This is a genomic window from Pseudomonas sp. Pse79, from assembly GCF_024519615.1.
GTDB classification, from domain to species: domain Bacteria; phylum Pseudomonadota; class Gammaproteobacteria; order Pseudomonadales; family Pseudomonadaceae; genus Aquipseudomonas; species Aquipseudomonas veronii.
This window is the reverse complement of the sequence record NZ_JALJRR010000006.1, coordinates 86,099-100,075: the sequence shown is the minus strand read 5'-3', so window position 1 is coordinate 100,075 and position 13,977 is coordinate 86,099. Positions and strand designations below refer to the sequence as shown.

Genomic DNA, 13,977 nt, shown 5'->3' with positions numbered 1-13,977 from the left:
TTAGGCGTCCGCCAACGCAGCGATCACCAGCGAGCAACTGCGCTGGCCGTAGGCCGACAGCACCAGGCGAATCTGCGGCAGGTCACGGGCGAGCACGGCGGCGAGCAATTGCTCGAACAGCGCGAGGTATTCGCTCATGGAAGCCTTGCGTTGATCCAGGGCCAGGTAATAGGCGCGGTTCATCGCCGGCTGCAGGTTCTCGACGGTTTCCTGCAAATACGGATTGTTGGCGAAGGGGTACGCGGCACGCATCACATTGAAGCTTTCTGCGACGAAGGCGCGGATGTCCTGGCGTTCGAAATTGCTCACCAGGCGCTGCTGGATCTGCACGAACGGCGCCATGTCGGCCTGGGTCTGCCAGCCCTGCGCCACCGCATTGCCGAGCAGGATGTACAGCTCGGCCATCAACGTACACAGGCTCTGCACCTTGTGCGCGGTGAGTTCGGTGACGTGGGCGCCACGGCGCGGCAGGATCGCGATCAGGTGGCGACGTTCGAGGATCAGCAAGGCTTCACGCACGGAACCGCGGCTGACATTGAGTGCCAGCGTAACCTTCTGTTCCTGGATCCGTTCCCCAGGCTTGAGATCGCCGCGAATGATACGTTCGGCGAGGTGGTGAGCGATTTGCTCGGCGAGACTGTCCGGCGCCTTGAACGTCATGTTTTCCCTTCAAAATCTTCTATCGATACAAGCGCGCCAGTGTAGCGCAAATGCCCGCTGATGGCGCTCGGCCCACCTTCAAGAATTTGGCATGAAATAAGCAACGATGAACCGCCAGAAGCCCCCAAAAACGCCGGTTCCAGAAGACTGGACCATAATTGATAGGGTTGTGACCGCATTTTCTTGACCTTTAGGTCAGAAAATCATTGACCGAAAAGTCAGACATGACTAGATTCGGCGCAAAGCGGTTAACAACAATAATGAGTCTGCGAGGCCTTCCGTGATCCAGTTTTTACTTAACCAGGAACTCCGTAGCGAGCACGCCCTGGACCCCAACCTGACCGTGCTCAACTACCTGCGCGAGCATGTGGGCAAACCCGGCACCAAGGAAGGCTGTGCCAGCGGCGATTGCGGCGCCTGCACCGTGGTGGTCGGCGAACTGCACAGCGATGAGCAGGGCGAGCGGATTCGCTATCGCAGCCTGAATGCGTGCCTGACGTTCGTGTCGTCGTTGCACGGCAAACAGTTGATCAGCGTCGAAGACCTCAAGCACCAGGGCCAACTGCACAGCGTGCAACAGGCGATGGTGGAGTGTCACGGTTCGCAATGCGGCTTCTGCACCCCCGGTTTTGTGATGTCGTTGTTCGCCCTGCAAAAAAACAGCGACGCGCCCGACCGCGACAAAGCCCATGAAGCCCTGGCCGGCAACCTGTGCCGCTGCACCGGCTATCGCCCGATCCTCGCCGCCGCCGAACAGGCCTGCTGCAACAAACCCCAGGATCAGTTCGACAGCCGCGAGGCCCAGACCATCGCCCGCCTCAAGGCTATCGCGCCGACGCACACCGCTGAACTCAACAGCGGCGACAAACGCTGCCTGGTGCCGCTGACCGTCGCCGACCTGGCCGACCTCTACGACGCCTACCCCCAGGCCCGCCTGCTGGCCGGTGGCACCGACCTGGCGCTGGAAGTCACGCAGTTCCACCGCACGCTGCCGGTGATGATCTACGTCGGCAATATCGACGAGATGAAGCGCATCGAGACGTTCGACGATCGCCTGGAAATCGGCGCTGCCGCCGCCCTCTCCGATTGCTACACCGCGCTGCGCCACGAATACCCGGACTTCGGCGAACTGCTGCAGCGCTTCGCCTCCCTGCAAATCCGCAACCAGGGCACCCTGGGCGGCAACATCGGCAACGCCTCGCCGATCGGCGATTCGCCGCCGCTGCTGATCGCCCTCGGCGCGCAGATCGTGCTGTGCAAGGGCAACGTCCGTCGCACCCTGGCGCTGGAAGATTACTTCATCGACTACCGCGTCACCGCACGCCAGGACAGCGAGTTCATCGAGAAGATCATCGTGCCCAAGGGGCACTCGGGGTTCCGGGCGTACAAGGTATCCAAGCGCCTGGACGACGATATTTCCGCGGTGTGCGCGGCGTTCAACCTGAAGATCGACGACGGTGTGATCAGCGACGCCCGCGTCGCCTTCGGCGGTATGGCCGCCACGCCCAAACGCGCACAGCACTGCGAAACCGTGCTGATCGGCGCGCCCTGGAATGCCGCCACCGTGGAGCAAGCCTGCGCCGCCCTGGCCGAGGATTTCACCCCGCTGTCGGACTTTCGCGCCAGCAAGGAATACCGCCTGCTCAGCGCGCAGAACCTGCTGCGCAAATACTTCATCGAGCTGCAAACGCCGCACATCGAAACTCGGGTGACCGCTTATGTCTAACCATCACGCCGTGGCAAAAACCCAGGCCGAACTGGCCGAGCTGTTTTCTCAGGACCTGACCTCCGGCGTCGGCCGCAGCGTCAAGCACGACAGCGCCGCCAAGCACGTATCCGGCGAAGCGCAGTACATCGACGACCGCCTGGAATTCCCCAACCAGTTGCACCTGTATGCGCGCCTGTCCGACCGCGCCCACGCCAAAATCCTCAACATCGATACCGCGCCCTGCTACGCCTTCGACGGCGTGCGTATCGTCATCACCCACGAAGACGTGCCGGGGCTCAAAGACATCGGCCCGCTGCTGCCGGGTGATCCGCTGCTGGCCATCGACACCGTGCAGTTCGTCGGCCAGGTGGTGCTGGCCGTGGCCGCCCGCGACCTGGAAACCGCGCGCAAAGCGGCGCTGGCCGCAGTGATCGAATACGAAGACCTGGAGCCGGTGCTGGACGTGGTCGAGGCCTACCGCAACCAGCATTTCGTGCTGGACAGCCACACCCATCAACGCGGCGATTCGGCGACAGCGCTGGCGGCCGCGAAGCATCGCATCCAGGGCACGCTGCATATCGGCGGCCAGGAACACTTCTACCTGGAAACCCAGATTTCCTCGGTGATGCCCACCGAAGACGGCGGCATGATCGTCTACTGCTCCACGCAAAACCCCACCGAGGTGCAGAAGCTGGTGGCCGAAGTGCTCGACGTGTCGATGAACAAGATCGTCGTCGACATGCGCCGCATGGGCGGCGGTTTCGGCGGCAAGGAGACTCAGGCCGCCAGCCCGGCGTGCCTGTGTGCGGTGGTCGCGCGCCTTACCGGGCAGCCGACCAAGATGCGTCTGCCGCGCGTCGAAGACATGCTGATGACCGGCAAGCGCCACCCCTTCTATATCGAATACGACGTCGGCTTCGACGACAGCGGGCGCTTGCACGGCATCCAGTTGGAGCTGGCGGGTAACTGCGGCTGCTCGCCGGACCTGTCGAACTCGATTGTCGACCGCGCCATGTTCCACGCCGACAACGCGTATTACCTGGGCGACGCCACGGTCAACGGCCATCGCTGCAAGACCAACACCGCGTCCAACACCGCGTACCGCGGCTTCGGCGGCCCGCAAGGGATGGTCGCCATCGAAGAAGTGATGGACGCCATCGCCCGTCATCTGGCCCTCGACCCGTTGGCGGTGCGCAAGGCCAACTATTACGGCAAGACCGAGCGCAACGTCACCCACTACTATCAGACCGTCGAGCACAACCTGCTCGAAGAGATGACTGCCGAGCTTGAGGCCAGCAGCCAATACGCCGAGCGCCGCGAAGCGATCCGCCGCTACAACGCGCACAGCCCGATCCTGAAAAAAGGCCTGGCGCTGACCCCGGTGAAATTCGGCATTTCCTTCACCGCCAGCTTCCTCAACCAGGCCGGTGCGCTGATCCATATCTACACCGATGGCAGCATCCACCTGAACCACGGCGGCACCGAGATGGGCCAGGGCTTGAACACCAAGGTTGCGCAAGTGGTGGCCGAGGTGTTCCAGGTGGACATCGACCGCGTGCAGATCACCGCCACCAACACCGACAAGGTGCCCAACACCTCGCCGACCGCCGCCTCCAGCGGTGCCGACCTGAACGGCAAGGCCGCGCAGAACGCCGCCGAAACCATCAAGCAACGCCTGGTGGAATTTGCCGCGCGCCACTACGCGGTGAGCGAAGCGGACGTGGCATTCCACAATGGCCATGTGCGCGTGCGCGAGCAGATACTGAGCTTTGAAAGCCTGATCCAGCAGGCGTATTTCGCCCAGGTGTCGTTGTCGAGCACCGGCTTCTACAAGACCCCGAAAATCTTCTACGACCGCAGCCAGGCACGCGGTCGGCCGTTCTACTACTTCGCGTTCGGCGCGGCCTGCTGCGAAGTGATCGTCGACACCCTGACCGGCGAATACAAGATGCTGCGCACCGACATCCTCCACGACGTCGGCGCTTCGCTGAACCCGGCCATCGACACTGGCCAGGTCGAAGGCGGCTTTATCCAGGGCATGGGCTGGCTGACCATGGAAGAGCTGGTGTGGAACGACAAGGGCAAGCTGATGACGAACGGTCCGGCCAGCTACAAGATTCCGGCCGTGGCCGACATGCCCTTGGATTTGCGCGTGAAGCTGGTGGAAAACCGTAAGAACCCGGAAGACACGGTGTTCCATTCCAAGGCCGTGGGTGAGCCGCCGTTCATGCTCGGGATTGCCTCGTGGTGCGCGATCAAGGATGCGGTGGCGAGCCTGGGTGACTATCGCCACCAGCCGAACATCGATGCGCCGGCGACGCCTGAGCGGGTGTTGTGGGGGTGTGAGCAGATGCGGCAGTTGGCTGCTGCGAAGGCGGTTGAGGCTGAAACCGAGATGGCTTCGCTGTAAATCGAGGTGCTGCCATCGGGGGCAAGTCGAATCGTCGCACCGCCCCTCCCACATTTTTCACCTGTGAATACATTCAAGTATGGGAAGGGGCTTGCCCCTCCCACATTTTTGATCTGTGAATACATTCAAGTGTGAGAAGGGGCTTGCCCCTCCCACATTTTTGATCTGTGAATACATTCAAGTGTGGGAGGGGGCTTGCCCCCGATGACGGTAGAACTGACAACAGAAATGTTGAGGTAGACATGAACAACTGGATCAGCGCCCTCGCCAACCTGCAAAACCAGGGCGAGCCCTGCGTACTGGTCACCATCATCGAAGAGCTCGGCTCCACGCCGCGCAATGCCGGTTCGAAGATGGTCATCAGTGCCGCACACACGTTCGACACCATCGGCGGCGGGCACCTGGAATACAAAGCGATGCAGATCGCCCGCGACATGCTCGCCCGCGGCCAGCAACACACCCATCTGGAGCGCTTCAGCCTCGGCGCGAGCCTGGGCCAGTGCTGCGGCGGCGCGACCGTGCTGCTGTTCGAACCCATGGGCCAGGTGCAGGCACAGATCGCCGTATTTGGCGCCGGCCACGTCGGCCGCGCCCTGGTGCCGTTGCTGGCGAGCCTGCCGTGCCGGGTGCGCTGGATCGATTCGCGCGAGCAAGAGTTCCCGGAATACATCCCACAAGGCGTGCGCAAAATCGTCAGCGAAGAACCGGTCGACGAAATTGCCGACCTGCCCGTAGGCAGTTACTGCATCGTGATGACCCACAATCACGCGCTGGACCTGGAACTCAGCGCCGCCCTGCTCAAGCGCAATGACTTTGCCTACTTCGGCCTGATCGGTTCAAAGACCAAGCGCGTCAAGTTCGAACACCGCCTGCGGGATCGCGGCGTCGACGCCGCACAACTGCAACGCATGCGCTGTCCCATGGGCCTTAGCGAAGTGAAGGGCAAATTGCCGGTGGAAATCGCCATCTCCATCGCCGGCGAAATCATCGCCACCTATAACGCCCATTTCGGCCAGCACACCGCGAGCGCCGAACCCATTGCCCAACTGCTGCCGGCTTCGCGTCGCAGCCAAGCTATCTAAATTGAGATCACCATGCCTTCGACTCGCAAAGCCTACCGCGCCGCCATCCTGCACAGCCTCGCCGACCCCGCCGAAGTGGGGATCGAGGCGTCCTATGAGTATTTCGAAGACGGCCTGCTGGTCATCGACAACGGCCGGATCAGCGCCCTGGGCCACGCCCACGACCTGCTGCCGCACCTGCCCGCCGAGGTCGAAATCACCCACTACCAGGACGCGCTGATCACCCCCGGGCTGATCGATACGCATATCCACCTGCCGCAAACCGGCATGGTCGGCGCTTATGGCGAACAGTTGCTGGACTGGCTCAACACCTACACCTTCCCCTGCGAGCGCCAGTTCGCCGACAAGGCCCATGCCGAGGACGTCGCGGAGATTTTCATCAAGGAACTGCTGCGCAACGGCACCACCACCGCGCTGGTGTTCGGCAGCGTGCATCCGCAATCGGTGCAGGCATTCTTCGAGGCCGCCGAAAAACTCGACCTGCGCATGATCGCCGGCAAGGTGATGATGGACCGCAACGCCCCCGACTACCTGACCGACACCGCCGAATCCGGCTACCAGGAGAGCAAGGCGCTGATCGAACGCTGGCACGGCAAGGGCCGCCTGCACTATGCGGTGACGCCGCGCTTCGCACCTACCAGCACGCCGCAGCAATTGGCGCTGGCCGGGCAACTGCTGGGCGAATACCCCGACCTGTACATGCAGACGCACATCAGTGAGAACAAGCAGGAAGTCGAGTGGGTCAACGAGCTGTTCCCCGAGCGCAGCGGCTACCTGGATGTGTACGACCACTACCAACTATTGGGCGAACGCTCGGTGTTTGCCCACGGCGTGCATCTGTGCGATGACGAATGCGCGCGGTTGGCGCAGACCGGCTCGGCAGTCGCATTCTGCCCGACCTCGAACCTGTTCCTCGGCAGCGGGCTGTTCAACCTGCCGATGGCCGAGAAGCACAAACTCAACGTGGGCCTGGGCACTGACGTCGGCGGCGGCACCAGCTTCTCGTTGCTGCAGACGTTGAACGAAGCCTACAAGGTCATGCAACTGCAAGGCGCGCGACTGAGCCCGTTCAAGTCGCTGTACCTGGCCACCCTGGGCGGTGCGCGGGCGCTGCGGTTGGAGGACAAGATCGGCACGTTGCAGCCGGGTACCGATGCGGACTTCCTGGTGCTGGATTACAACGCCACGCCACTGCTCAGCTATCGCATGAAGCAGGCCAAGGACATTGCCGAGAGGTTGTTTGTATTGATGACGTTGGGGGATGACCGGGCGGTGTTGCAGACCTATGCGGCCGGTAATCTGGTCCACCAACGCTAATTTCAGATATGCCACAAACCCAAATGTGGGAGGGGGCTTGCCCCCTCCCACATTTTTTGATCGGGCTTAGAGTTTGACCGACGAACGCCCCGGCTTCTTGCTCTGCAACAAATGCGAGAACACCGCATGCAAATCATCCGACGCGCTTTCCTCGTCGAGGTTGAGCTTGCTGTCGATATGATCCATGTGATGCATCATCAAATTCACTGCCAGCGCCGCGTCCCGGGCTTCGATCGCATCGATCAACTGGCTGTGTTCATCGTAGGAACAGTGCGAGCGGTTGCCGCTTTCGTACTGCGCGATGATCAATGAGGTCTGGGACACCAGGCTGCGCTGGAAGCTGATCAGCGGCGCGTTCTTCGCCGCTTCGGCCAGCTTCAGATGGAATTCGCCGGAAAGGCGGATACCGGCACCGCGATCGCCGCGGGAGAAGCTGTCGCGTTCGTCGTTGACCATCTGCCGCAACTCGGCCAACTGCTCCGCCGTGGCGTGCTGCACCGCCAGCTCCGTGATCGCCCGCTCGACCAGGCGCCGGGCCAGGAACACCTGGCGCGCTTCTTCGACACTCGGGCTGGCCACCACCGCGCCGCGATTGGGCCGCAGCAGTACCACGCCTTCATGGGCCAGGCGCGACAGCGCGCGGCGAATGATGGTGCGGCTCACGCCAAAGATTTCGCCGAGTGCCTCTTCGCTCAATTTGGTACCGGGTGCCAGGCGTTGTTCGAGAATCGCCTCGAAGATATGCGCGTAGACGATATCGTCCTGGGTTCCGCTGCGGCCGGTCTTGCTGGCTCGCGGTTGTTTCTTGAGAGGTTGCAACTGTTCGTTCATGGGCACTCGGATCGGGAGAACGGCGGCGAATTAACGGTAATACGGCAACAAAGAGGCGCTGGCAAGTATCAGCTAAAATCAGCGCACATTGTACACAACCCCATGCGCCAACACACTGTACGGCTGTTTGCGAGCCCGGCTGTATTGCAATGAGTCGTTACGTTTGAGTTTAGGCTTGAATCTGCGCCTTCACTGGCAAACTCCCAGGTAAAAGGAACACCTCGCCATGACCGACGCCACCCAAGCGCCCTTGCGCCCACTGGCCGACACTTCTCCCTCGGCCATCGTCGCCGGTTTCATCGCCATGATGACCGGCTATACCAGCTCCCTGGTGCTCATGTTCCAGGCCGGCCAAGCCGCCGGTTTGACCAGCGCGCAGATTTCCTCGTGGATCTGGGCGATTTCCATCGGCATGGCGGTGTGCAGCATCGGCCTGTCCCTGCGCTACCGCACACCGATCACCATTGCCTGGTCGACACCCGGCGCAGCGCTGTTGATCACCAGCCTCGGCGGCGTCAGTTACGGCGAAGCCATCGGCGCCTACATCACCTGCGCGGTGCTGGTGACGCTCTGCGGGCTGACCGGCAGCTTCGAAAAACTGGTCAGACGCATCCCGGCGTCGCTGGCGGCGGCCTTGCTGGCGGGGATTCTGTTCAAGATCGGCAGCGAGATTTTCGTCGCCGCGCAGCATCGCACCGGCCTGGTGCTGGGGATGTTTTTCACCTACCTGCTCATCAAACGCCTGTCGCCGCGGTATGCGGTACTCGCCGCGCTGGTGATCGGCAGCGTGCTGTCCGGGCTGATGGGGCTCCTGGATTTCAGCGGCTTTCACCTGGAAGTGGCAACGCCGGTCTGGACCACACCGCACTTCTCGCTGGCGGCGACCATCAGCATCGGCATCCCGCTGTTCGTGGTAGCGATGACCTCGCAGAACATGCCGGGTGTCGCAGTGTTGCGCGCCGACGGCTATAACGTGCCAGCGTCGCCGCTGATCACCGCCACCGGCCTGGCCTCGCTGGTGTTGGCGCCGTTCGGCTCCCACGGCATCAACCTGGCGGCGATCAGTGCGGCGATCTGCACCGGGCCCCACGCCCATGAAGACCGTAACAAGCGCTACACGGCGGCAGTCTGGTGTGGCGTGTTCTACGGCATTGCCGGGGTGTTCGGCGCCACATTGGCGGCCTTGTTCGCAGCGCTGCCCAAGGAACTGGTGCTGTCGATTGCGGCGTTGGCGTTGTTTGGCTCGATCATCAATGGCTTGAGCATCGCCATGAATGAGCCGAAGGAACGGGAAGCGGCGCTGATCACCTTTATGGTCACCGCGTCAGGCTTGACGTTGTTTTCCATCGGGTCGGCGTTCTGGGGGATCGTGGCGGGGGTGTTGACGCTGCTGATTCTGAACTGGCGCAAGGCATAAAAAAACGGCGACCCTCAGGTCGCCGTTTTGTTTAGTATCACTTAGCCGCGTTGATCGGCTTTTCCGGATACCACACGTCCATCAACGGGCTGACTTCAGCCTTGGTCAGCTCGGAACGGGTTTTCAGCCAGGCGTCAACGGCAGCACGCTGCGCTTCGGAGACCGAGCCACGCTTCTGCAGGCAAACCAGACCGTAGTCATCGCCGCCGACATAGCCCAGACCGTTGGCTTCCATGGCTTCTTTGATGAATGCTTCGAGGAAAGCGTCGATAGCTTCTTCACTCAGGCCTTCGTTGAAGTCCAGGTTCAGTTCGAAACCCAGCTCTTGAAATTCATCAACGCACAGTTTTTTGCGCAGACGCTGGGAACGGTTAGTCGCCATTGGAACAATCCTCATAAGTAATAACGGGCGGCACTTTAGCAGCTTAAGGCAGCGATTGCCCGACTCTCTGGGACAGGCGGCGAAATGCCTGGAAAAAAAACCCCGATTAGCAGCTATCGTTCAGCTACAAGTGGTTCCAGCTTGGGGCATAATGCCGACACTTTCATGACTACTGAGGGATTTTCTTACATACCCCTCGCCTTTTTCACCCTCCTCAGCAGTAGGGTTTTATTCCTTATGATCAAATCTTTGCGTCCATTGCTCCTTGCCGGCGTTCTCCTGCCGCTGGCTTTTTCCGCCACCGCCGCCCCGATCAATAACACCCTGCCACCCAACGTTGCACAGGCCCTGCAGAAGGCCAAGTTGCAGAACACCGCATTGTCCCTGGTGATGCTGCCGTTGAACGGCCCCGGCACCCCCACCGTCTTCAATGCCGACGTCTCGGTGAACCCGGCCTCCACCATGAAGCTGGTCACCACCTACGCAGCCCTGGAAATGCTCGGCCCCAACCACCAGTGGAAGACCGAGTTCTACACCGACGGCACCCTCAGCGGTGGTGTATTGCGCGGCAACCTGTACCTCAAGGGCGGCGGCGATCCCAAGCTGAACATGGAAAAACTCTGGCTGCTGATGCGCGACCTGCGGGCCAATGGCGTGCAGCAAGTCACCGGCGATCTGGTGCTGGACCGTAGCTTCTTTATCCCGCCGCAACTGCCGGAATTCAATGACGACGGCAATGACGAGAACAAACCGTTCCTGGTCAAGCCCGATGCCTTGCTGGTCAACCTCAAGGCCCTGCGCTTCGTGACCCGCAACGATTCGGGACGCGTGATCGTGTCGGTCGAGCCGCCGATCGCCAGCATTCGCATCGACAATCAGGTCAAGGCGTCCAACGCCAAGCAATGTACCGGCGACGTGCGCTACAACCCGGTGACGGCGGCGGATGGCAGCATCACCGTGACCGTCAGCGGCCAGTTGGGCGATGGCTGCAGCTCGCAGACCTACTTGTCGTTGCTCGACCACGCCACGTACACCGCCGGCGCCGTGCGGGCGATCTGGCAGGAATTGGGCGGCACCATCCAGGGCCGTGACATCCAGGCACCGGTGCCCAAGGACGCCAAGGTACTGGCGCGGGCCTTCTCGCCGGACCTGGCGGAAATCATCCGCGACATCAACAAATACAGTAACAACACCATGGCCCAGCAGTTGTTCCTGAGCCTGGGCGCGCAGTTCCGCAACGACGCCGACGGCGACGATGCCAAGGCCGCGCAACGCGTGGTACGCCAGTGGCTGGCGAAAAAAGGCATCACCTCACCGCACCTGGTGATGGAGAACGGTTCGGGCCTGTCCCGTGCCGAACGCGTCAGCGCGCGTGAGATGGCGGCCATGTTGCAAGCCGCGTGGAGAAGCCCCTACGCCGCGGAATACATCAGCTCGATGCCAATCGCCGGCACCGACGGCACCATGCGTAAACGCCTGAAGACCACCGCCATGCGCGGTGAAGCCCACGTCAAGACCGGTACCTTGAACACCGTGCGCGCCATCGCCGGGTTCAGCCGCGACAACAACGGCAATACCTGGGTGGTGGTGGCGATCCTCAACGATCCGAAGCCGTGGGGTGCGTCGTCGGTGCTCGACCAGGTGCTGCTGGACCTGTACCGCCAGCCAAAGCTGGCGGCAGCGGCGCCAGTCCTCTAGACACCGCCACAACCTGTGGGCAAACCCGCGCCCACAGGTTGTGTACGACGTCGACATTCACACCGGCAAGCGTTCCGCTTCGACCCGATCCCTGCCCGCCTGCTTGGCCACGTACACCGCCGAATCCGCGCGCAGCAGTAACCCGTCGATCCCCTCATCGACTCGCCAACTGGCCACCCCGAAGCTGGCGGTGACGACTCCCACCGTCCCCATCGGCGCATCGCGCAGCGCCCGCCAAAGCTCCATCGCCAAACCGTAGGCCTGGGCGCCGTCGGTGTTGGGGCACAACACCATGAACTCCTCGCCACCCAGGCGACAGAACACATCGGTGCGGCGCAAGCGCTGGCTGATGCGCTTGCACAGTTCCTGCAACACCGCGTCGCCAACCGCATGGCCGTACTGGTCGTTGATACGCTTGAAGTGATCGATATCCAGCATGATCACCGACAACGCCCCCGAGGTGCGATTGAGGCGGACCATCTCAGCCTTGAGACGATCCTGGAAATACCGACGGTTATGGATTCCGGTGAGGGCATCGGTGATGGACAGCGCGCGCAGTTCTTCTTCCACGCGCTTGAGATCGGAAATGTCCGACACATAGCCATGCCACAGCGTACCGCCGCCCGGCAGTTCTTCCGGCGTGGCCTCACCGCGAATCCAGCGCAGGCCCCGTTGCGGCAGTTGCACGCGGTACTCTTCGCGCCAGTGGCTCAATTGCAGCGCGGATAAGCGGATCGACGCACGCACCCGCTCGACATCCAGCGGGTGGATGCGCTCCAAGACCTGCGTTGCATCCCGTTGCAGCACCCCTGTGTCGATCTCATAGATATCGCGCATGCCATCACTGGCGTAGACAAACCGCCACTTGTCCTGGGGTTCCAGAGTGAATTGGAAGATCCCGCCCGGGACATGGGCGCTGAGCTTTTTCAGCAGACGGTCGCGCACGGCCAGGGCCTCATAGGCGCGTTTTTGCTCGGTGACATCCAGGTACATCGCCAGGTGCCCGACCCATAAGCCATGGTCATCCAGCAACACGGTGCCCAACATATTCACCGTCAACCGGCTGCCATCCTCGCGCACCAAGGTCCACTCGCGCGCCTCGTGCGAGCTGCCCGGACTCTCCACCAGCATCGCCTGGCTCGGCGGGATTCGCCGGCCCAACGCAATGCTCAGACTCGCCGCACGCACATCCAGCTCCGCCGCCACATGCAGGCTCTCCAGGGTCGAGCGGCCGAGTATGTGCTCGGCCTTGAACCCCAGCATCTGCTCGGCACCGGCGTTGAAGGTGTTGATCACGCCGTGCAAGTCGGTGGCAATGATCGCAACCTGCGTCGCGGCGTTCAGCACACTGCGTAACTGGCCATGGGCGCTGCGCAGTTCCTGCTCGCGCAGGCGTAGCTGCACGGTACGCTGCTCCACCAGTTTCAAGGCGCGCTGACGCTGGCTGACCAACATATAGAGCAAGACACTGAGCAACAGGCTGAAGAGCCCGCCCACGGCCAGGATCGGGACCAACGACGAGCCGTTGCCCTGTTCGAACACCTGGCTGGGGCGCAGGTTCAGGGCGTAGACATGATCGCCGAGGGTGAGGCGACGCGCGGCGACCAGATCGCTGTCGGCCAGGGCATTGCTGGATTCGTACAACAGGCGCCCTTGCTGGTCGGAAGTGTCGACGATCTGCGTCACCAGATTATCGCGATCCGACTTGGGCAAGCCGTCGGCCATCAACTGGCGCATGCTGATCACGGCCATCACAAAGCCGTAGGGTTCTGTTCCGCCCGGGGAGACGACCGGCGCGACCAATAACACCCCGGTGGCATAGGCCGGTTCCACCCCCACCAACTGCATGGGCTGGGACACGGCCAGCTTGCCGCTCGCTTGTGCGCGCTCCAGGGTCGAGCGCCGCAGCGGCTGGGCCAGCAGGTCAAAGCCCAGCGGCGAACCGAGCAGGCTTCGGGTCTGGCTGTACAGGACCGGCACGTATTCATCGCGCTCCACCGCCGGGGCCAACTCACCGTGTGAATTCAGTTCCCGTATGCTGAACGGCAGACCGCGCTGACGCGATACGTCCTGTTCAAACTGAGCGCGCTGATCACGCATAACCCGCGGCGCCCAGGCATAGGCCCGGGAACGCAGCAGCAAAGGCTGGGCGAAACCGTCGAACTCGTCGCGGGACACATCATTGGAATTGACGAAGAAGCGTTGCAGGCTGGTCAGGCGTTGCTCCTGGTCCTCGAAACGCTCCTGCAGACGGGTGAATCGCTCATTGACCAACAGCTGGAAACGCTGGCGCCCTTGCTGTTGATAGAGGTCGGATGTCGCCCAGGCGACGATGATCGTCAAGGCGCTACCGCCCAGAAACACCACCAATGCCATCAACCAAGCCGATACCTGCTCATTGATAAAACCTAGGATCTTCGGGCGAACGGCTTGCAACGGCATAGGCAACACTCACAACGCCAGCGTGTGGGG

10 protein-coding genes are annotated in these 13,977 nt (G+C 62.0%); 6 read left to right on the top strand and 4 right to left on the bottom strand.

Annotation, left to right across the window (positions count from 1 at the left end):
• A complete protein-coding gene (locus NR164_RS10120; protein ID WP_017845232.1) occupies positions 1–660 on the bottom strand; it encodes a GntR family transcriptional regulator in 660 nt (219 codons plus the stop codon).
• Positions 661–940: 280 nt separating this feature from the next.
• Between NR164_RS10120 and xdhA the strand changes: the two genes are divergently transcribed.
• The 4 genes from xdhA (at position 941) to guaD (ending at position 7,177) form a co-directional block, all read left to right on the top strand.
• Positions 941–2,386, top strand: a complete 1,446-nt coding sequence (gene xdhA, locus NR164_RS10115) for a xanthine dehydrogenase small subunit (protein ID WP_256822707.1) — start codon at positions 941–943, stop codon at positions 2,384–2,386.
• Positions 2,379–4,778, top strand: coding sequence for a xanthine dehydrogenase molybdopterin binding subunit (gene xdhB / locus NR164_RS10110; RefSeq protein WP_177029519.1), 2,400 nt, complete (start codon positions 2,379–2,381; stop codon positions 4,776–4,778). Before xdhA ends, xdhB begins: the two co-directional genes overlap by 8 nt.
• Positions 4,779–5,020: 242 nt before the next feature.
• Positions 5,021–5,860, top strand: coding sequence for a xanthine dehydrogenase accessory protein XdhC (gene xdhC, locus NR164_RS10105; protein WP_108524751.1), 840 nt, complete (start codon positions 5,021–5,023; stop codon positions 5,858–5,860).
• A 12-nt stretch (positions 5,861–5,872) separates the two neighbouring features.
• The gene (guaD, locus tag NR164_RS10100; protein ID WP_057003812.1) at positions 5,873–7,177 is read left to right on the top strand and encodes a guanine deaminase; all 1,305 of its coding nucleotides are present in this window, start codon (positions 5,873–5,875) and stop codon (positions 7,175–7,177) included.
• A 66-nt stretch (positions 7,178–7,243) separates the two neighbouring features.
• Here guaD and NR164_RS10095 read toward each other — a convergent pair whose 3' ends face one another.
• Positions 7,244–8,008, bottom strand: a complete 765-nt coding sequence (locus NR164_RS10095; protein ID WP_046382440.1) for a GntR family transcriptional regulator — start codon at positions 8,006–8,008, stop codon at positions 7,244–7,246.
• Between the two features lie 226 nt (positions 8,009–8,234).
• Here NR164_RS10095 and NR164_RS10090 point away from each other — a divergent pair, with 226 nt between their 5' ends.
• Positions 8,235–9,425 (top strand): benzoate/H(+) symporter BenE family transporter, encoded by a 1,191-nt coding sequence (locus tag NR164_RS10090; RefSeq protein WP_046489409.1) that lies wholly within the window; start codon positions 8,235–8,237, stop codon positions 9,423–9,425.
• A gap of 37 nt (positions 9,426–9,462) precedes the next feature.
• Here NR164_RS10090 and NR164_RS10085 read toward each other — a convergent pair whose 3' ends face one another.
• The gene (locus NR164_RS10085) at positions 9,463–9,807 is read right to left on the bottom strand and encodes a YggL family protein (protein ID WP_046382438.1); all 345 of its coding nucleotides are present in this window, start codon (positions 9,805–9,807) and stop codon (positions 9,463–9,465) included.
• 237 nt (positions 9,808–10,044) lie between these two features.
• Between NR164_RS10085 and dacB the strand changes: the two genes are divergently transcribed.
• Positions 10,045–11,505 carry a D-alanyl-D-alanine carboxypeptidase/D-alanyl-D-alanine-endopeptidase gene (gene dacB, locus NR164_RS10080; RefSeq protein WP_046382437.1) on the top strand — a complete coding sequence of 487 codons (1,461 nt, stop codon included), beginning with the start codon at positions 10,045–10,047 and terminating at the stop codon, positions 11,503–11,505.
• 57 nt (positions 11,506–11,562) lie between these two features.
• Here the strand turns inward: dacB and NR164_RS10075 are convergent, their stop codons facing one another.
• Positions 11,563–13,947 carry a diguanylate cyclase gene (locus tag NR164_RS10075; protein WP_256822705.1) on the bottom strand — a complete coding sequence of 795 codons (2,385 nt, stop codon included), beginning with the start codon at positions 13,945–13,947 and terminating at the stop codon, positions 11,563–11,565.
• Between the last annotated feature and the right edge of the window lie 30 nt (positions 13,948–13,977).